The organism is Nitrospirota bacterium, assembly GCA_016207885.1.
Classification (GTDB): domain Bacteria; phylum Nitrospirota; class Thermodesulfovibrionia; order UBA6902; family UBA6902; genus JACQZG01.
In genome coordinates, this window is record JACQZE010000004.1 from 155,801 (window position 1) to 175,835 (window position 20,035).

Genomic DNA, 20,035 nt, shown 5'->3' on the forward strand with positions numbered 1-20,035 from the left:
AAAAGATACAGAAAATAGAAATTTTATTTATTTAATATTTCCTCTATACTCTGGATCCCGATCAGCTTCACAACCTTGTTCTTTGATGTCTCGCCCGACATTATCTCAACATCCTTTTTTTTGACGCCGAGTTCTTTGGCAAGAAGCTCTATGAGCTCCTTATTTGCCTTGCCGTCAACCGGTGCTGAGGTAAGTTTAACCTTTAATGCATCACCATATATGCCTATGATAGAGGAACGGGAAGAGCGGGGTTCTACCTTTATCTTGAGGATAAGCTCATGCTCTGCGCCCTGCTTTGATTTTTTCATTCAGCAAACACCACATCCATCTTTATAATGTTTCTCCCATCGTCATATCTGCCTATTGCTAACAGTTCATTATTGGGTGATAGTATCCTGATCCCCTGAGCTGTTTTAATATCATCGGAAAGCTCTGACCCCTGCCTGATATTGATCGCATTCCCATGGCTTACAGAAAGCACCATATCCTCTGTTATCTTAAATTCCGGCATATGTTTCAATGCGCTGTTTAAAGTATGGACCGCTTTGTTGTCTGAACTGGCAAGGTCCAGATCCTTAAGTTCATCTATCTTTAGGGCATCTTTCAGATTGAACTCCCCTATGGCGGTGCGCTGAAGTTCTGTCATGTGGGCGCCAACTCCGAGCTTCTGTCCGATATCATGACAAAGGGTCCTGATATATGTGCCCTTTGAACAGGCAACCTTTAACTTAACAAACGGCATATGAAAGTCCAGAAGTTCGATGCTCTTTATATTGACCTCTCTTGACGTTCGCGCAATATCAATCCCTTTTCTGGCATATTCATAGAGAGGCTTGCCTTTATGTTTTAACGCGGAGAACATCGGCGGGAGCTGTGATATTTGACCTGTGAATAAAGACAGCACAGCTTTAATATCCGCCTCACTTACATCGACCCTGTCGGCTTTGGAAATCACCTCTCCGTATGCGTCCTGCGTATCGGTTGATTCCCCGAGTTTCATGACAGCAACATACTCTTTGTCAGAGCCGGAGAGATATGTTGCAAGCCTCGTTGCCTTGTTAATGCAGATGAGAAGCAGGCCGGTTGCCATGGGGTCAAGAGTGCCGCAATGGCCCGCCTTCCTGAGCTTCAGTATCTTTTTTACTCTGGTAACGGCGTCCTGGGATGTAATGTCTTTTGGCTTGTTAATGCTAAGAACGAGGTTCATTTTTTAAGGCTTCCCTGACAGCATTCAGGATTGTACCCTTCACTTCATGTAGCGGGGCTTTTATACTGCATCCGGCAGCAGGGGCATGGCCTCCTCCTCCAAAACGTGCAACTATCTTCTGGACATCAACACGGCCTTTTGACCTGAGACTTACTTTGATCAAATCTTTTGTGTCTTCTCTGAAGAAGACGGCAACCTCAACACCCTTTATCTTGCGAGGCTGATCAACAAAGTTTTCAGTGTCCTCTGACGTTGTTCCTGTCTCTTTCAGCATCTCCTGAGTGACCGTGATCCAGGCTATGCCTCCCTCTTTCTCGATTGTTGCGTAAGCTGACGCAAGAAGCTGCATGGCGTTATACGGGACACTCTCATAGAGTTCCCTGCTTATCCACCATGGTTCAGCACCTGCGGCAACAAGCCTGGAAGCTATATGTAATGCCTCTGGAGTCGTGTTGGAATACCTGAAGCCTCCGGTATCAAAAAGAAGGGTCGTGTAAAGATTTGTGGCTATATCTTTATCTATCGCTACGCCAAGTTCAGTCAATATCATGAATATAAGCTCGCCTGTTGCAGCAGCCTTAGTTTCAACCATGCTATGAAGCATAGTTTCACTATCCCATATCTCCTGGACATTATCAGGCAGTATATGATGATCGATAATGATGACTGATTTTGCCTTGAGATCTTTGAGGCCTGTCCTCTCAATAGTATTGCAATCCACTATGAAGAGAACATCAAACTCTTTGTCAGTAACTTGTTGGGTGAGCAGGCCTGAAGAAGGAAGGAATTTGAGGTCAGCCGGTACAGTGTCCCTGTTAATGACCTGCACAGCTTTCCCCATCCTCTTTAAAGCTATCGCAAGCGCGATGCTTGCGCCTAAAGCGTCGCCATCAGGATTCAGATGGCTTGCTATAAGGAAATCATTACTCTTCTTTATCAGGCTTATTAATTCCGGCGCTATCTTCATTATTCTCTGTTAATATCTCTTCGGTCTTTATCTCGCTCAGTATCTTGTCTATCTTTTTGCCGTATTCAACTCCGGAGTCTATCTTGAAGTGTATTTTAGGAAGTATCCTCATCCTGATATTCCTCGCAAGCTCGCTTCTTATAAAAGGTGTGGAGTGAGCGAGTATCTCAAGAACGGTACCGCGTTTTGAGTCATCAAGGACGCTTATGAATATTGTCGCGTGCCTGAGGTCATCAGTGACCTTTGCGCCTGTCACTGTTAAGAAACCGAGTTTAGGGTTATCGAGTTTATGTGTAATAATGTTGGCAGTCTCTTCCTTTATCAGGTCGCTTACCCTTGCTGAACGTTTAAATGGATGCATAATGATAAATCAAGAAGCCTGAATCGGGGTTCAATATTAATCAGAAAGTTTTGTGGCGACCTTCTCTATCAGATAATTTTCAAGAATATCGCCGACCTTAATATCGTTAAAGTTATCCACCAGAATACCGCATTCAAACCCTGTCTGAACCTCCCTGACATCTTCTTTAAATCTCTTTAAGGAGGCTATCTTACTTTCATAAACAACGACACTATCCCTTATAACCCTTACGCCGGAACTTGCCCTGCTCATCATCCCGTCAATCACATAACAGCCGGCAATAGATCCTACCTTTGAAGCTTTAAAAACACCTCTGACCTCGGCGCGGCCTAATACTTTTTCATTAAACGTAGGAGCAAGAAGGCCTTCAAGCGCCTTTCTTACGTCATTGATAGCTTCATAGATAACATTATAAAGTTCAATATCTACGCCTTCCCTTTCTGCAAGTGCGGCAGCCTTGGCATCAGGACGGACATTAAAGCCGACAATTATGGCGTTAGATGCTGAAGCAAGCATGATATCAGACTCATTTATGCCTCCGGCCCCGGTATGGATGACCTTGACCTGGACATCTGAAGTGCTCAGGTTTTCAAGAGAATCCTTGACCGCTTCTACAGAACCCTGTACGTCAGCCTTGATAATTATGTTAAGGTCTCTTATCTCTCCTTCCTTAACCTTTTCAAAGAACTCATCAAGGGTCACCTTCTTCATAGGAGCCGCAACCGTTCTCTGCTTCTGAAGCCTGGTAACAGCTATCTGCCTTGCCCTCCTCTCATCCTCAAGAACAACAAATACATCACCCGTCTGTGGAATGTCCGGAAGGCCGATAACTTCAACCGGAGTTGAAGGCCCTGCAGTATCGATCTTCTTGCCGTTGTCATCCAGGAGAGCCCTGACCCTTCCGGCTATCGTGCCTACAAGGTATGAATCTCCTGTCTTCAGGGTTCCGGATTCAATTAAAACAGTGGCAATAGGCCCTCTTCCCTTATCAAGCTTTGCCTCAATGACCGTGCCTCGTGCCGCTCTGTTATAATCAGCTTTCAGCTCAAGCACCTCAGCCTGAAGAAGGATCATCTCAAGGAGGCTTTCTATGCCTGTCCCTTTCTTTGCCGATACTTCCACAAAGATATTTTCTCCGCCCCATGCTTCGGAAACCACATTGTATTGAGACAGTTCATTCCTGACCCTTGAGACATCTGCTTCAGGTTTGTCTATCTTATTGACTGCAACTATAATAGGGACATTAGCTGCCTTGGCATGATTAATGGCCTCGATCGTCTGAGGCATAACGCCATCATCAGCAGCCACTACAAGGACGACTATATCAGTGACTTTAGCGCCCCTTGCCCTCATCATTGTGAATGCCTCATGCCCCGGAGTATCGAGAAATACGATCTCCTTTTCCTTAACTTTTATCTTGTAAGCGCCTATATGCTGTGTTATGCCTCCTGATTCCGACTCTGTGACCTTTGTCTTTCTTATGGTGTCAAGCAATGTGGTTTTGCCATGGTCAACATGCCCCATGATTGTAACTATCGGGGGACGATGCATCAACGCTGCCTCATCTACATCCGCAAGCTGAAGCAGTTCTTCCTCGCTTTCAACCTTGGTGGGCTCTATCTTGATATCATATGTCTCTGCAACTATTTGAGCGGCATCAGCATCAAGAGGCTGGTTTATAGTGGCCATGTATCCAAGCTCCATAAACTTCTTGATGACATCCGGAAGCTTCTGGCCTATCAACTCTGCAAACTCTTTTACAGTGGTGCCTTCCCTGAACTTGAGAATACGCTTGCGCGGTTGTGTAGACAATGGGGGAGCGATCGTATCAACACTCTTTAACTGGGGCTTCTTTTCAGCCTTCTTGTGATGGGCCTGAAAGGCAAACCCTTTATTGCCGGCTTCAACTCTTCGGATAGAGTCAAATGCCTTCATCATACCGGGCTTATTCTTGAACTTGGACTTGTTATCGCGGGCTTTTTCAATTTTAGCTGTTTCTTCAGCAGAAACAGATTTGTTAGAAATCCCTTCCGTTTCCTCAGCCTTTTTCACAAAAGAAGGTTTTGCAGTTTCTTCTCTCTTTGCTCCCTCTTTATCTTTAGGCTTCTCTTCTGCTTTCTTTATTTTTGCAGGTGCAACTGACTTATTTTCTTTGTTTACCTTATCATCCGGCTTGGAAGGCTTCTGCTTTGCAGCCGTAGTCTTTTTTTGAACCTTTGATACAGTTTGCTCTTCAGTCTTTTCCCCGCCTTTTTTATTAAAGAACTGGATTATCTTAAAGGCTATATCTTCGTCTATGCTTGAAGCATGGGATTTGGCCTCAATTCCAAGCTCATTAAGTTTGGCAAGTATCTCCTTATTGCTGACACCTACCTCTTTTGAAAGTTCATGAACCCTTTTTTTTGCCATTATTCTCCCTTGCCGGATACCTTAAATGCCGTCTGGATAAAAAAGACTTTTTTACACTGAACTGCTATAATTTAGTTCTTGTAACAAAAGAACACATAATGTTATCATAAGTGCTCTTTTAATTCAATCTTCTCAAGGAGGAAGTACAAATGGCAGTATGCTCAGTTTGTGAAAAGCAGAGAGTAGTAGGCAACAATGTCAGTCACGCCAATAACAAGACAAAACGTGTCTTCAGGCCTAATCTGCAGAAGATGCGGGTACAGACCGAACACGGGACAAAAAAGCTTCATGTATGCTCAAGATGCCTGCGTTCAGGAAAGATCAAAAAGGCAGTATAATAATTATCAGTTACCAATGATTAATTGTTATTCCCATGCACTCTCTTAATGGCCTCCTGAAAAAATACTTTAAAGAGTCAGGCATTGAGAGCGGGCTTCTGGTCAACAAGCTGCAGAAACATTGGCCAAAGATCGTTGGCAAAACCATTGCAGCACACACGTCACCTGAAGCGATCAAAGACAAACAGCTTACCATAGCTGTTGACACTCCACAGTGGATGCATCATCTCGGCTTCTTTAAGGAAGAGATATCTGAAAAGCTTAAGACGTATGACATGACAGAGATCAGATTCAAACTGGGCAGGCTCTCAAAAGTTGACGACAGAAGCCAGGCACTAAATAAACCTGACCTCTCCAAAGATGACCTTGCTTACATTGAAGACATATTGAAAGGTTGTAATGATCCTGAATTAAAAGAGAAGCTGAAAAACCTTATCACCCACGGGCTGACAGAAGGAAGAAGGAAGACTTAGACAGTCTACGCAGACTCTGCCTTTTCTTCAAAAAGCAGAACCGGTTTCCCATTATTATTGACCACCACGTCTGTAATCAGGCACTCCTTGATCCCCTTTTGTGAAGGGATCTCGTACATAATATCAAGCATGACGTTCTCAAGTATCGCCCTCAATCCCCTGGCGCCTGTCTTGCGCTTCACTGCCTCTCTTGCTATAGAAATAATAGCCTCTTCAGTAAACCTGAGCTTTATACTATCAAAAGAAAACAGCTTCTGATACTGCTTGATTATCGAATTCTTCGGCTCAGTAAGTATCCTTACCAGTGCATGTTCCTTTAACTCATCAAGGGTTGCAAATACAGGAAGCCTTCCGACAAATTCAGGAATTAGCCCGTACTTTATAAGGTCCTGTGGCTCTACCATTGTGAGAACCTCGCCTATCGGCTTCTTATGGCTGCTCCTCAACTCCGCGCCAAATCCTACAGTAGTTTTAGAAGTTCTCTTCTCAATTATATCCTCGATCCCGACAAATGCCCCGCCGCATATAAAGAGTATGTTGGAGGTATTTACCTGGACAAACTCCTGCTGGGGGTGTTTTCTTCCGCCCTGCGGAGGAATATTGGCGATCGTGCCTTCAATTATTTTAAGAAGGGCCTGCTGAACCCCTTCACCGGAAACATCCCTGGTTATCGAGACATTCTCTGTCTTCCGGCCTATTTTATCAATCTCATCAATATATATTATGCCCCTCTGCGCCCTCTCAACATCATAGTCAGCAGCCTGAAGAAGCTTGAGTATTATATTCTCTACATCTTCCCCTACATATCCTGCTTCTGTAAGTGTTGTAGCATCAGCTATGGTAAAAGGCACATTAAGCATCTTTGCAAGGGTCTGCGCAAGAATTGTCTTGCCTGTGCCGGTCGGGCCTATAAGCAGTATATTGCTCTTCTCAAGGTCAATATCAGAATCGTCCGGATTATTGATCCTCTTATAGTGATTATGCACAGCAACAGAGAGGATTTTCTTAGCCTTATCCTGCTCAATGACATAATCATCAAGAAAGCCCTTGATATCTTTTGGAGTAGGAATGTTCTGAGCGACACCTATATCTACCGATGAGTCAAACTCCTCAGCCATTATCTCGTTGCACAGATTCACACAGTCATCACAGATATATACTGTAGGGCCTGCGATCAGCTTTCTGACATCCTTCTGTCCTTTTCCGCAGAAGGAACATTTCAGCATATCATCCTTGGCCCCTGTCTTTTTATTGTCTTCCATTATTTATCCCGTTACTTTTTTAGTGATACTATCACGTCATCTACAATGCCGTATTTCTTTGCCTCTTCGCCGGACATGAAATAATCCCTCTCTGTATCTTCCCGAACCTTGGCTACATCCTGTCCTGTATGTTTTGCGAGTATTTTGTTAAGTGAATCCTTTATCTTCAGTATCTCCTTAGCGTGTATCTCAATATCAGATGCCTGGCCGTAAGCGCCGCCCGTAGGCTGGTGTATCATCACTCGTGAATGAGGAAGCGAAAAACGCTTGCCTTTTGTGCCTGCGGATAAAAGCAGGGCGCCCATGCTGGCAGCCTGTCCTATACAATAAGTGGCGATATCAGGCTTTATATACTGCATTGTATCATATATGGCAAGGCCCGAAGAGACAGCGCCTCCAGGGGAATTAACATAAAGATGAATATCCTTGTCCGGGTCTTCTGTCTGAAGAAACAAGAGCTGTGCAATTACCGTATTAGCGACATTATCATCAACAGGACTCCCTAAAAATACAATCCTGTCCTTAAGCAGCCTGGAATAAATGTCATAAGCCCTTTCCGACCTTTCAGACCGCTCCACTACTATAGGTATTAAATTCAATTCTCTCTCCTGTAATAAATGTTATTGGATCACTGCTTTTTCTAATAAATATTCTAACACGTTATCCGCGAATAGTCTGCTCTTCATCGCATCCATAGAGCCTTCTCTAACGCTGTAAAGCTTGGTCAACTCCTCAAGCCCCAGGTTATGGCGTGCAGCTATCTCCTCCATAGCCTTTTTAATGTCATCATCATTCACAGCAATATTCTCTTTCTTGCCGATAGCCTCGATTATAATTACACTCTTCACATTCTCCCTGGCGGTAGCCTCGTAATCCTTGCTCAACTCCTCATCAGATTTAACAGCCACGCCCCTTCTGGAAGCATTTTCCTGCATCTGCTGGATAAAGCTCTCGATCTCGCTCTTCACCATTGAAGCAGGGACTTCAATATCATTGTCCTTAATGATCTTATTGATGATATCTTTTTTATAGGCGAGGTTCATTTCACTCTTTTTTCTATCGCTTATATCATCTCTGATCTTCTGTTTAAGTTCATCTAATGTGTCACATTCAAACTCATTGGCAAGAATTTCATTCAGCGGCGGAATCTCTCTCTTCTTGGTCTCGGCAACCGTGACCTTGAACAAGACCTCTTTGCCTGCAACGGCAGTGTTTGGATGGTCTTTTTCAAAGTTTATCTTCACCTCAAATGCATCCCCCTTCTTCTTGCCGAGCATAGCCTCGCTGAACTCTTTCGGCGTCTCGTCAGCGCCCTGCAGGAGAGTGAGATCCTTTTGAGACATTTCTTCACTCTTTTTGCCGTCTATGAATGCATCCGCATCGATTACAGCGATGTCGCCCTTTTCAACCCCGGTCTCAGAAACAGTAAAGAGCACTTTGCTCTCCCGAAGGATCTCAAGCGCCTTATTTATCTCTTCGTCCTCAACTGTAAACGTCTTCTTCTCTAAAACAATGCCGTCATATTTTATACCGCTTACGTCAGGCTTGACCTCAACAGTAAGTGAGAATACAAGAGGCTGATCTGCCTTGATATCCAGCCGGCCTTCAATATTGGGGTAATCAACAGGCTCAATCTTGGCCTCGTCTATCGCCCTTGAATAATATTCAGGGATTATCTTCTCTATGACCTCGCCTTCTATGCTCTTGCCGTATTTTTTTTCAAGGATGGCGCGGGGCGCTTTACCCGGCCTGAAGCCCGGCACCCTTACGCTCGCATTAAGCCTGCTGTATGCGCTTGAAAGTTCATTGGCAATCACTTCTGAAGGGATACTGATGCTGAGTTTTCTCGTTGTTGGATTTATTTCCTGAACTTCCTGGAGCATATCACCTCACATGGTTTTTTTACTTTGAAAAGGCTGTTAGTAGGGAACTACAATGTCGTAATCCACAAGCATCTTTGCTATCTCTTCAGTGCTCTTCTGCTCATAAGGATTTTCCGGATTGTTGGTAAATATCTTAACGTCAAGATCCTGCATGGTTTCGAGGTTAAGCTCATTGTCAGGATTCATCTCAACCTTCTTATCCATAATAAATACATGGATCTGATCATCAGCCAGCGTAGCTCCGACTCCCATCCTGAGCGCCTCGTCCACTCTGTCTTTTACGATTATTGCAATTTTTTTAGCCATATCGCCCTCCTATTAAATAAGTTGGCATATATTATAATAATAAAACAAATAAAATGCCAAGCATCTCAATAGTTATCCCAAATTACAATATGGCCGGAACCATAGGAATCTGTCTTGAGGCAGCTTTTGCTTCCCAATGCGATGATTTTGAAGTAATAGTCGTTGATGACAATTCTTCAGACAACTCTGTTGATATTATTAAAAAATTCCCGTGCAGGATCATTTGTCTTAATGAAAACGCAGGAGCCTCAAAAGCAAGAAATATCGGCGCACAAAACAGCCTCGGCGATATCATCTTCTTTACTGATGCTGACTGCCTTCTTCAAAAAATGACTCTTTCCGCAGCAAGCAGGGCATTATCAAAAGAAGGAGATGTCGTACTCGGCGGAACTTATACTGTTGAACCATTTGATAAAGACTTTTTCAGCCGCTTTCAGTCAGTATTCATTAACTATTCCGAGACTAAAAATACTGTTGCCCCGGATTATATAGCAACACACGCGATGGCAATGCATTCGCAAACATTTAGAGAAAGCGGCGGCTTTCCTGAAGATTTCCTGCCGATGCTGGAGGATGTCGAATTCAGCCACCGTATGAAGAGGTCAGGAAAGAGGCTTGTAATGGATCCCGATATTAAGGTACAGCATGTATTCAACTTTTCCTTCTATCGTTCAGTTAAAAACGCATTCAAAAAATCCAGATACTGGATAATGTACTCGCTTGCAAATAAAGACTTGGCCGCTGATTCAGGGTGTGCATCATCTGAACTGAAATTCAATGTATTATCTTTTTTTGCCGTTCTCCTTCTTCTTGCATCATGGGCGGCCTTTCAGACTCAGCTCTCTTTATCACTTATTCCATTCATATTAATTTTAAATATCATATCAAGCAGAAGACTGATCCTGGCTTTCTATAAAGCAGGCGGCGCTAAGTTCGCAATCCTTTCGCTGCTCTACTGGATGACGATCTATCCTGTACCTGTAAGCGCCGGGGGAATGTACGGCATAATAAGCTCCTTATTAAAAAAATGAACTATTCTCCCTTCCACCATATAGGATCAGTTCTTAAGAAGAGCGATCCGATACAGTTGACACTATTCCTCACAAAGAGATGTAACTCGAGATGTCCCTTCTGCTTCTATCTTTCAAAAGAGAGCGAAATAGCAAAAGATGAGCTCACACTTGATGAGATAAAGAAGATATCTTCCTCAATGGGCGATCTGTTATGGCTTGCCTTTTCAGGAGGCGAGATATTTCTCAGGGATGATATCGTTGAGATAACAGAGGTGTTTTATAAAAACAACAAACCCTCCATAATCCTCTTTCCTACAAACGGGCTGCTTACGGATACTATCGTTAAAAAGACCGGGGCCATCCTTGAAAAGTGCCCCAAGAGCAGTATAGCTGTAAAACTTTCTGTAGAGGGCACTGAAAAGCTCCATGACTCCATCAGAGGCAAGGGAAGCTTCAGAAAAACCATGAAGACATTCACAGAACTCGGCAGGCTCCTTGACAGTCACCCCAACTTCGATCTCGGCATCAATACTGTCTTCTGCTCGGCAAACCAGGACAGCATGGAGAGGGTGATAGATTTTGTAAGCGAACTTGATAGTGTCAGGACGCATACGGTCTCGCTTATACGCGGGGATGCCGCTGACAAAAAACTGAAGGATGTTGACATTGATAAGTATCTCAACGCCATAAAAAAACTCGAATCAAACCTTAAGGACAAGACCTCAAAAATATACCGCTTCAGAGGCGCAAGGCTGAAGGCTGCGCAGGACATCCTCCAGCGCAGGCTCATATATGACACCTTCATGCAGAAGGAACAATTGATCCCCTGCTATGCCGGAAAGCTCAACCTCGTGATAACAGAGACCGGGGATGTCTACCCATGTGAATCGTTTGATAAGAAAATGGGAAACGTCAGGCAGGATGGATATGATATGAGGAAGATTTTAGATTCTGAGCAGGCCCGGAAAGTTATCGCTTCAATCAAAGAGAAAAGCTGTTACTGTACACATGAATGCTATATGATGACAAATATACTATTTAATCCAAAGATGTATCCTGCGCTTTTGAAAGAGTACATGCATCTGTGAGAGGCAGGATGTTCAACCTCTGCAATATCAATCAACTTATAGAATCGTACCATCCGGTATTAAATCTCCATATCTCGACAAACCTCTTAATAGTGAATATGTCGCCACGCACTATCAGCGAGAGTTTATCATATAATTCTGCATATGAAGGGTCTTGAATATGGTTCTTCTTCTCCACTTGTGTTTCAATATATCCTTCAGGGATGTGACGGTAAAAGTGTCCTATCCTCCAGCCTGTTCTGACGGGAAGGCCCGATCTCCAGCCGGAATCAAGATCAGGTTTAAGCCTTGCTAAAAATGGGTCACATAGCCCCAAATGATCGATAACGAATACGTTAGGGCCGCTATAATAGCCCATAAATCCGGCATTATTTGTCGCTCTGACCGGGAACTCCTTGAATGATTTATTATATTCCAAACCCGTACTGGTCCAGTAAGCTGAGGGATTTACGGGGTTACTCCTTTCTTCCGCGCTCAATAAAAGGCCTGTGCCTTGATAGTACCACCCTCGTTCATCAGCAATTCCTCTTACATCTATAACCCTGTTTTGATAGGTACTGCCTGATCTCAAAGGATTATTCGGGTTAAGCAATGAGATGGACACGATCACAATCGGAACGACAAGCGAACTTTTCATCTTCATAAATGGCTGTAATACATTTGCCAGGACTATGACTGAAACAAAAAAAGGGGCTGCAAAGAACCGGCCGCTCATGAAATCGCCTCCGATCATCAAAACGTAAACCAGATATAAAATCACTCCAGAAAAAGCTGCGATGCTCTTTATATCCTTTATGAAGAAAAGAAGGATAAAACAGGCCGCGATAGTGATCAATGTTACAGGGTCTCCTCGCAGCGAGTCGGAAAAGTAATAGAACCCCTGCACGATAAAATCATTCATCGGAACCCCGACATTCAATTTTGCGTATGCAGTGTTTGGAAAAGGGAACCCATAATAGATTATTGAAAATACCTCCCAAAAAAGGAACGGCGCTGATGCAATTACTACATATTTAATACTTCCTCTCTTGTTTGGTGCGGCAATAAAGCAATATGCGATTGCAGGCAGAAATAAAAGCACGGAATCCATCCTGTTGAGCGCTGCCATTGATGCAGTAAAACATAGCCAGAACAATCTTGTATCATCTTTCATCGAGGAGAAGAAAACCCACAGAAAAATTGCAACGAATAAATATGTCAAAGGGTTTTCCAGCCCGGATGTGGAGTAATCAATAAATGCCTTGGAGCAGCAGGCCAGTACAACCCCGGCAATTGCGCTATAAACTGTCTTTGATATCGTGAGCACATAAACAGAAACAGCCGTCAATGATATAAAGATTGAAGATAAGATGGTCGTGTAGAAAGCTTCACGGGAAAACAGATATATCCCTGATAATAAAAGCGTCCACAGAGGGTTTGAGAACGACTGCACCCGTTCTTCTATATTCCACCTTAGGCCAAAACCATTTACAAGATTATCAACTGTTCGTAATGAAATATATGCATCATCACAGATCCATGCCGACTTAACCACAATAAGTCCATAAAAAAATATCAGTGCTGCCATCAGCATGTATCTTGACTTGCCGGAATTAAATAAATAGATCAATGAATAGTTACTCACTCTTGTCCTAACCTTCCGCCTCTTTCTCCTTCGTCTTCTTCAGCATGGACTCAAAAAGCGGTGCCGAGCCTGCGCCGCAGCTTATTACCGACCTCATTGCCTGCTCAACAGGCACATCCACCAGATAGACATGCTCGCCTTTTAAATGGCATATATTCCCGGATGTCGGATTGGGGGCTGTAGGAATAAAGACGGTATAGCTGCCGTCAGGATGCGAATCAGTTATAAATGCAATAAAGAGCGCATCAGTCCCGAATACCCGGACAAGCGCCACGGATGAGAACGGGGCCTTCTTGCCGCCGAGAAACTGCATAACAGTATCCTTGATCAGTGTATAACCCGGGGCCACCTTAAGGATTTTTTCTTCGATCGTCTTATGAATAAAGATCCCTAATCTGGTCCTGACAAATATCCCCACAAAAAAGCAGGTGAGCACTATGGTGGCAAGGACCATCAGGTCAGCAAATATCCTCTGGTACATTGAAATGTACATCGTCTCCATCACAAGGTCTGTAAGCGGCTGGATCATCCCTGTTACAAGCCTGAATAACCATTTAAAAAGCAATATCAGTATGGCTACCGGCAATATGACTACAGTTCCGCCGAGAAGTGACGTCTTTAAAAAAGCTTTAAGCCTGTTCATATTCTGCTCCTTTGCTATTGAATACCATTTTGTTATTTTTTCATCTTAAGACATATATTAATTAATATTTTTTCGCTTTAAATGATCCTCCGCTCTTTTCAGGCCAAGTGAAGATGCCCTCTTGAAACTTGAAACAGCCTTTTCATCCTCACCCAATTTTGTGTATATGATCCCCATATTAAAATACGCAGTCGCATTCTTTGGATCTATCTCTGTAACTTTATTGTAATCTTTAAGAGCTGGATTGAAATCTTCCAGCCGGTAATAAGCATTCCCTCTGTTAAAATAAGCCTCAGCCTGCCTGGGATCAATCTGAATAACCATGCTGAAATCCTTTATAGCCTCTTCGTATTTTTTGAGCCTGCTGAAAATATCTCCGCGTTTATTATAAGCCTTGAGATGGCTGCGGTTCAGCTTGAGAGCCATACTGAAGTCCTTCAAAGCTTCGTCGTATCGCTTAAGAACACCATAAGCGATACCGCGGTTGTAGTAATAATCAGGAATGCCGGGATTGACCTCTATCGCTTTGCTGCAGTCCTGAATAGCCTTTTCGTAATCCCCAAGTATCCCGTAAGCAACCCCGCGGTTGCTGTAAGCCTGGGCCAATTTCGGATCCAGCTCAATGGCCCTGTTATAATCTTTCATTGCCTCATCATACTTTTTCATCGACACATATAAAACACCGCGGTTGTTATACGGCTTTACGTATTTTGGATCTATCTTTATCGACCTGTCATAGTCAGCTAATGCTTTCTGAACATCGCCCGCCCTGTCATAAGCTATTCCACGGTTTGTATAAGCCATTGGAACCCTGTCAGGAAGATGCTCAATCTGGTAAGACCAGAGCGTTATAGTATCTTTCCATATGCGTGTCTGCGAGATAGTCTTTTCAGCCAATAATGCGAACAATAATAAAAACGCAATAACAAGAGCTGTCTTTAAGTCCCTTCTATTAGTCTTCTTGTATATGCTGCCCGCCGCAAGCCCGACGAGTAAAAAAGGGCCGAGGCATGGCAGGTATGTGAAACGGGTAAAGTTCCCCTGGATGCGTAATATCCCTATCACAGGCAGCAGTGTTATACCGTAATAAAGCCAGGCACTTAAATACACCTTATCCCTCTTTAACAGAAATATGCTGAGAATTGTAATGGCTGAAAATAATATGAAAGCCCCCAGATACTCTAAAGATAAAATATTTACTTTGTCAGGGTAAGTAAAATACGGGATAAGACCGGCCGGGAGGATCATCTTGTAAATAAAAAATAAATAGCCGCGCATCGCGGCAAAGGCACGCTCAAGCAATGAGTACTGCTGCAGCTTTGCCGATGCGTCAGCAGAGACATTTGTCCAGATCGTTATCAGTGACATCAAAACAGTCAACAAAAAGAACGGCACCTTTTCAGCTGCAACAACCTTTATCCTATTCAATCCCATACCTGAAAAGATCCTTTTTAACGGATAGAAGTCCAGTATTAGCAGCACAACCGGAAGGGTCACCGCCATAGGCTTGCTCATAAGCGACATGGCAAAAAGGATCAAAGATGCCAGATAAAATCTGATCTTGCCTGATCCTGAAGATGCGTATTCAAGATATGCCAGCATGCTTAACAGATAGAAGAACGCATATAAGACATCCTTCCTTGCTGTCACCCATGCGACCGCCTCTACACGCAGGGGATGCAGCCCGAACAGCAGAGCTGTTACAACTCCCGCAATAAGCGGCATCTCATTAAAACCTTCCCCATTCTTCTCAGGGATTGCAAGGGCTATAACACGGAAGACCAGGAAAAATACCAAAAGCGCATTTAGTGCATGAAGGATATTGTTAGTAAGGTGAAAACCCCACGGGTCAAGTCCCCATAGGGCATAGTCGGCCGCAAACGACAGAAAGATAAGAGGATGCCAGGTAGTCAGGCCTACATGAGTGAATGCCCATTTAACTGTATTGAGGCCAAGTGAGCGTATGTGCAGGTTGTCGGTTATTAATGTGTCATCATCCCAGATAAGGAATTCATTTTGCAGCGCCGGCAAAAAAACAAGAAAGGTTGCGGCAGCTGCGAAAAGAGCTGCCATGATGATAATTAACCTTCGATTATTTGACATGCCCATTATTTGCGGCTTTCAGGCCTTATCTCCTTTAAATACTTGTCTGCTTCTTTATTGCCTAGGCCGGATGCTTTAACAAAATCCTTTTCTGCCAAGTCAGGATTTCCCATATCCATATAAACGATCCCCCGGCTCATATATGCCATATCAGACTGAGGGGCAAGATTGATAACCATACTGAAATCCTCTATAGCCTGAGAATGATTATTCAAGTTCATATATGAAGTCCCGCGGTTGCCGTATGCCTCAAGAAAGCCGGGCTTCAGATCTATCGCCCTACTGAAGTCTTTCACGGCATTATCAAATTCACCCATATTCAGGTACAGGCTCCCGCGGCTGAAATAGATATCAGGCGCATCAGTCTCTATATCCAGATATGATGTGTAGTCTTCAATAGCCCGCACATTCCTGCCCAGAGCCTCATTGAGCTTTGCTCTTTTTTTGTAGGCCAGAGATCTGGCTCTTGTTTTGACATCGGATGCTCTGCCAAGATCAAGCCCTATTGCTTTTGTATAATCTGCCAAAGCGTTTTCTGCCTTGCCTGTTTTTTCAAAGAGATCCCCGCGGTTGTATAAAGCAATGAGATATTTTGGTTCAAGCACAATTGCTTTGTTGTAGTCATTGATCGCATCCTCATATCTTCCCATAGCTTCATAGACGATCGCCCGATTATTGTACGCGTTAGACCATTTAGGTGACAGCTCTATAGCCTTGCTATAGTCATTAACAGCCTCATTAAGGTTCCCATTACGTTTATATGCTGCGGCACGCAATGAGTATACTATTGACTCATCTTCAGGAAAGAGATCTATCTGATAAGACCATAATGAAATGGAGTCTCTCCAGATCAATATCTGTCTCTGCGTAATACCGATAAGCAACCCGGATACAACTATGAACAGGCTGAAAAGGACTATCCTTAACTCTTTTTTTGTTGTCTTTACAAATGCATTCCCTGAGATCACCCCGGCGATAAGAAAAGGGCCGAGACATGGAAGGTAAGTATACCGGTTGGCAGCTGCGAAACCTGCGGTCTGCGTAATGCCGATAATCGGGAGGAGCGCTATCAAATAATAAAACCAGGCTGCAGGAAATAACCTCTTCCTTTTTATTAAATAAATGCTCGCGGCAGTGAATAGCAGGAAGAGAATGATCGAGCCGGCATACTCTACAGATAAGGGAGATATATTGCGCGGGTAAGGATACCACGGAACAAGGCCGGACGGCGCTATAAACTTGTAAAGATAAAAAAAGTATCCTCTCATGGAAACTAACAACCTGACAATGAACGGCTGTGTCTCAACAATGCTCAAAGTCCCTGCTTCGTGATGCTGGAACAGAGTGAATACCGATACGATCAAGCTCAGGCAGAAAAACGGGACCTTCTCAACAATGATTCTCTTCAGATCGCTGCCGCTGTCTTCAGACAGAAACCTGCGCAAAGGAAAGTAGTCAATTACCAGAAGCACCAACGGCAGGGTAACTGCCATGGATTTACTCATGAGGGACATCGAAAATAGAAGAAGTGAACCCCAGTAATATCTTATCTTTTGTGCAGGGCCGGAAACATACTTTATATAACTCAAGATGCTCAGGATATAAAAAAAGGCATACAATAGATCTTTTCTTTCAGTTATCCAGGCCACTGATTCCACGCGTAAAGGATGAATGCCGAACAAGACCGCGGTGACAAAAGCTGAAACCAGTGAAATCCTGAACTCATCTCTGTCATTATTAATTCCAAGCCGCACAAGCCAAAATACCAGAATAAATACAAGAAATGAATTTATTGCATGGAATATATTGTTCGTCAGGTGATACCCGAAAGGGTCAAGCCCCCAGAAAAGATTATCAACATAGAGAGATACTACAGTAACAGGATACCATCCCAGAATAGCAGGATTTGAGATTGCGTCAGTAAATGCCCATTGCAAGGATTGGATATTCTTATTTTCTGAGATCAAAATATTATCATCCCAGACAAGAAATTCATTCTGCAGCGCCGGTAAAAAGACGAGGAAGGCCACAACAGCCACAAAAAGAGCTGCCGTAATTATAATAACCTTCTGCGAAGGGCTCTCTACCTTTTCATCAGGCGGATTTTTTGTTTTATCAGCTTTCTTTTTTTGCATTATAAAATTATTTGGCGGTTTTTCCCCTGCTGAAAACACCCTTCTTCGCAAATAACCAGAAAAGGCTGTTAGCCCCCTTTAACGCCGCCTTCAGGTCATTGATGCTTCTGAGCTTCAAGAGCCTGCCAAAGACATACCCCGGTCTTGAATAGAATCTCTTAAATGCAAGCTGCCTTAACTCTGTTATCTCATCCCTCGTCATGCTGTAAGGCACAAAGGCCGCACCCTGATAGGTAAAGTCTCTCAGGTCGTCGGACATGGTGCCGTACTTCTCAAGATTATCATAAAGCTCAGAGCCCGGGAAAGGTGTGATCGCGTGAAAATTTGCTATGTCAGGGTTGAGCTCGCAGGCAAACTCGATGGTCTTTAAGCCGTCCTCATACGTCTGCCCCGGGATCCCGAAAAGAAACGGAGTGTATACAGTAAGCCCGGCCTCTTTTGCCGCTCTTACAGCCTTGCGCGTCTGCTCAAGCGTTATCCCTTTTTTTATCGTGTTGAGATCCTTCTGTACGCCGCTTTCAGCTCCGAACAGGATTGCCCAGCATCCGGCGTCTTTGAACGCCTTCAGCAAAGAATAATCAACCTGATTCACACAAGCAGAAGCAAACCATGTGAAATCAAGACCTCGTTTCTTTATCTCTCCCGCAAGCTTCATCGCTCTGTCATAGTCAGCGGCAAGGGTATCGTCTATGAACTTTATCTCCCTGTATCCCTGTTTAATACAGAGTTCTATCTCTTGCAACACATTCTCTACACTGCGGAAGCGAATGCCGCTCTTCCTCGTCTTATCGATCTGAAAACAGAAGAGGCATCTCCTGTTGCAGCCCCTCGCGGTCATAATTACAGCCACCGGCTTTCTTTTATAAGTCGCAGGAGGCGGTATATAGTCCCTGTCATCCCCAAGCAGTTCCCTTGCAGGGAAAGGGAGCGCATCAAGGTCTGTTATCAGAGGCCTCGGCGGGTTTTTTATTATCTTCTCCCAGTCGCGGTAAACGACCCCCTGAACGCCTTCAAGGCTTTTACCTTCTGACAGTTTCTGCAGCATCTCAACCATTGTCAGCTCACCCTCGCCTGTGATGACAGCGTCAATGTTCTTTAAATCTTCCAGACACTTCTCCTGCAACGCTATCGGATAAGGGCCGCCGACAACTATGAAAATATCCTTCAGCATCATCTTTATCTGAGATGCCGCGTGAACCGCCTTCTTCCATCCGAAAGCGGTTGAATATATCCCTGCGACATCCGGCTGAAAATCATGCAGTTCTTTGAGAATCTCGCTGTGGGCCATAAAGGCGCCGTTCAGAAACCTGACCTCATGCCCCGCCTTGATGAGTGAAGAGGCGACATAAAGCGTCCCGAGAGGCTGCCAGTAGTTTATCTGCGAGCCTGCGGTTTTAGATGAGAAGATATCCTCAGGAACCCAGGATGGAATTATTAAAGCACATTTCATTTTATTGCCCGCAATAACTTTTCCCATTTAAGTATTATATCCAACCCGCTTCCCTATCAGGACAACTCAGTTCCTGAGTGATGCGCAAGAAATTCCTCCGCCGTACAGACGGTAAGAGAAGGTTTTGGATAGTCTCTGACATTGCGAGTGATAAGGTAAGCTACCCCCTTACTGAGAGCGGTGTTATATTGTATTGCGTCTTCAAAGTCCCTGAACCCGGCATCAAGCGCCCTTGCGATAATACTATCATCAAGAGGCAGCACAGAAACCAGTTTCCGGAGATTTCTGAGCGTTTCGACAGCTTTGTGTGCCGAGAGGTTCTTTCTCAATATGTAATGAAGATTGGCAAAAGAGAGGGCTGAGACATATATCTTCACCTCACCCAGCTCAGCAAGGGAAAAAAGCCGGGCCGCAGACTGGTAAAAAGGAGTCCGCCGGGCCAGAACATCGAGGATGATGTCAGTGTCGGCATAGACAGGCTGCTTCACCGGTATTTTTTTGCCAGATAATCGGCATACTCATCTTTGTGTTTGGAGATCTTTTTCGCTGATATCACTCCGGAAAGTTCTGAGACAAGCGGTGTAATGCCGTCCTTCTCCTTCCCGTATCGGGAAACCTGCCGGAGATAGCTCTCGATCAGTTTTGACAGGCTCTTGTGATGTTTGCGTGAAAAATCCTTTGCCTGTTCGACAACAGTTTTTTCAATGCTGAGAGTCAGTTTTGTTTGCATCGTGGCCTCCTGTTACGTATAAGATAACATAATTTATACGTAA

20 protein-coding genes are annotated in these 20,035 nt (G+C 44.0%); 4 read left to right on the top strand and 16 right to left on the bottom strand.

All coding sequences use genetic code 11. The features are described 5' to 3' along the window. Positions 1 to 23: 23 nt before the first annotated feature. From HY807_03430 to infB, 5 genes are read right to left on the bottom strand one after another with little or no spacing between them, the layout of a single operon-like run. Positions 24 to 308: a YggU family protein gene (locus tag HY807_03430; GenBank protein ID MBI4825459.1), complete on the bottom strand. Its 285-nt coding sequence runs from the start codon at positions 306 to 308 to the stop codon at positions 24 to 26. Further along, on the bottom strand, positions 305 to 1,207 hold the full coding sequence (gene truB / locus HY807_03435; GenBank protein MBI4825460.1) for a tRNA pseudouridine(55) synthase TruB: 903 nt from the start codon (positions 1,205 to 1,207) through the stop codon (positions 305 to 307). The genes HY807_03430 and truB overlap by 4 nt, the downstream gene beginning before the upstream one ends. Then, a complete protein-coding gene (locus HY807_03440; GenBank protein MBI4825461.1) occupies positions 1,191 to 2,174 on the bottom strand; it encodes a bifunctional oligoribonuclease/PAP phosphatase NrnA in 984 nt (327 codons plus the stop codon). Before HY807_03440 ends, truB begins: the two co-directional genes overlap by 17 nt. Continuing rightward, the gene (gene rbfA, locus HY807_03445; protein ID MBI4825462.1) at positions 2,131 to 2,535 is read right to left on the bottom strand and encodes a 30S ribosome-binding factor RbfA; all 405 of its coding nucleotides are present in this window, start codon (positions 2,533 to 2,535) and stop codon (positions 2,131 to 2,133) included. The genes HY807_03440 and rbfA overlap by 44 nt, the downstream gene beginning before the upstream one ends. A 36-nt stretch (positions 2,536 to 2,571) precedes the next feature. After that, on the bottom strand, positions 2,572 to 4,944 hold the full coding sequence (gene infB, locus HY807_03450; protein ID MBI4825463.1) for a translation initiation factor IF-2: 2,373 nt from the start codon (positions 4,942 to 4,944) through the stop codon (positions 2,572 to 2,574). 149 nt (positions 4,945 to 5,093) lie between these two features. On the opposite strand from infB, the gene HY807_03455 reads away from it, so the two are divergent. Together HY807_03455 and HY807_03460 are read left to right on the top strand one after the other, a co-directional pair. Continuing rightward, a complete protein-coding gene (locus HY807_03455; GenBank protein ID MBI4825464.1) occupies positions 5,094 to 5,282 on the top strand; it encodes a 50S ribosomal protein L28 in 189 nt (62 codons plus the stop codon). Between the two features lie 35 nt (positions 5,283 to 5,317). Then, positions 5,318 to 5,755 carry a DUF721 domain-containing protein gene (locus HY807_03460; GenBank protein ID MBI4825465.1) on the top strand — a complete coding sequence of 146 codons (438 nt, stop codon included), beginning with the start codon at positions 5,318 to 5,320 and terminating at the stop codon, positions 5,753 to 5,755. 5 nt (positions 5,756 to 5,760) lie between these two features. Here the strand turns inward: HY807_03460 and clpX are convergent, their stop codons facing one another. From clpX to HY807_03480, 4 genes are read right to left on the bottom strand one after another with little or no spacing between them, the layout of a single operon-like run. Beyond that, a complete protein-coding gene (gene clpX / locus HY807_03465; protein MBI4825466.1) occupies positions 5,761 to 6,981 on the bottom strand; it encodes an ATP-dependent Clp protease ATP-binding subunit ClpX in 1,221 nt (406 codons plus the stop codon). A gap of 47 nt (positions 6,982 to 7,028) precedes the next feature. After that, positions 7,029 to 7,616, bottom strand: coding sequence for an ATP-dependent Clp endopeptidase proteolytic subunit ClpP (clpP, locus tag HY807_03470; GenBank protein MBI4825467.1), 588 nt, complete (start codon positions 7,614 to 7,616; stop codon positions 7,029 to 7,031). A gap of 21 nt (positions 7,617 to 7,637) precedes the next feature. Beyond that, entirely contained in the window at positions 7,638 to 8,900 is a 1,263-nt protein-coding gene (tig, locus tag HY807_03475; protein MBI4825468.1) for a trigger factor, read from the bottom strand. Between the two features lie 36 nt (positions 8,901 to 8,936). Further along, the gene (locus HY807_03480; protein ID MBI4825469.1) at positions 8,937 to 9,206 is read right to left on the bottom strand and encodes a hypothetical protein; all 270 of its coding nucleotides are present in this window, start codon (positions 9,204 to 9,206) and stop codon (positions 8,937 to 8,939) included. Positions 9,207 to 9,259: 53 nt separating this feature from the next. On the opposite strand from HY807_03480, the gene HY807_03485 reads away from it, so the two are divergent. Together HY807_03485 and HY807_03490 are read left to right on the top strand one after the other, a co-directional pair. Then, on the top strand, positions 9,260 to 10,237 hold the full coding sequence (locus HY807_03485) for a glycosyltransferase (GenBank protein MBI4825470.1): 978 nt from the start codon (positions 9,260 to 9,262) through the stop codon (positions 10,235 to 10,237). Continuing rightward, positions 10,234 to 11,307, top strand: coding sequence for a radical SAM protein (locus HY807_03490; protein ID MBI4825471.1), 1,074 nt, complete (start codon positions 10,234 to 10,236; stop codon positions 11,305 to 11,307). The genes HY807_03485 and HY807_03490 overlap by 4 nt, the downstream gene beginning before the upstream one ends. A 31-nt stretch (positions 11,308 to 11,338) precedes the next feature. Here the strand turns inward: HY807_03490 and HY807_03495 are convergent, their stop codons facing one another. Genes HY807_03495 through HY807_03525 form a run of 7 tightly spaced genes read right to left on the bottom strand, consistent with a single transcriptional unit; the run spans position 11,339 to position 19,992 of the window. Next, on the bottom strand, positions 11,339 to 12,931 hold the full coding sequence (locus HY807_03495) for a hypothetical protein (protein ID MBI4825472.1): 1,593 nt from the start codon (positions 12,929 to 12,931) through the stop codon (positions 11,339 to 11,341). A 7-nt stretch (positions 12,932 to 12,938) separates the two neighbouring features. Then, positions 12,939 to 13,574, bottom strand: a complete 636-nt coding sequence (locus HY807_03500) for a DUF502 domain-containing protein (GenBank protein ID MBI4825473.1) — start codon at positions 13,572 to 13,574, stop codon at positions 12,939 to 12,941. Positions 13,575 to 13,631: 57 nt separating this feature from the next. After that, positions 13,632 to 15,647, bottom strand: a complete 2,016-nt coding sequence (locus HY807_03505; GenBank protein ID MBI4825474.1) for a tetratricopeptide repeat protein — start codon at positions 15,645 to 15,647, stop codon at positions 13,632 to 13,634. Positions 15,648 to 15,682: 35 nt separating this feature from the next. Then, positions 15,683 to 17,812 (bottom strand): tetratricopeptide repeat protein, encoded by a 2,130-nt coding sequence (locus HY807_03510; protein ID MBI4825475.1) that lies wholly within the window; start codon positions 17,810 to 17,812, stop codon positions 15,683 to 15,685. Between the two features lie 7 nt (positions 17,813 to 17,819). Beyond that, entirely contained in the window at positions 17,820 to 19,262 is a 1,443-nt protein-coding gene (locus tag HY807_03515) for a radical SAM protein (protein ID MBI4825476.1), read from the bottom strand. A gap of 56 nt (positions 19,263 to 19,318) precedes the next feature. Beyond that, positions 19,319 to 19,750 carry a PIN domain-containing protein gene (locus tag HY807_03520; GenBank protein MBI4825477.1) on the bottom strand — a complete coding sequence of 144 codons (432 nt, stop codon included), beginning with the start codon at positions 19,748 to 19,750 and terminating at the stop codon, positions 19,319 to 19,321. Further along, the gene (locus HY807_03525; protein ID MBI4825478.1) at positions 19,747 to 19,992 is read right to left on the bottom strand and encodes a hypothetical protein; all 246 of its coding nucleotides are present in this window, start codon (positions 19,990 to 19,992) and stop codon (positions 19,747 to 19,749) included. The genes HY807_03520 and HY807_03525 overlap by 4 nt, the downstream gene beginning before the upstream one ends. Positions 19,993 to 20,035: the final 43 nt, after the last annotated feature.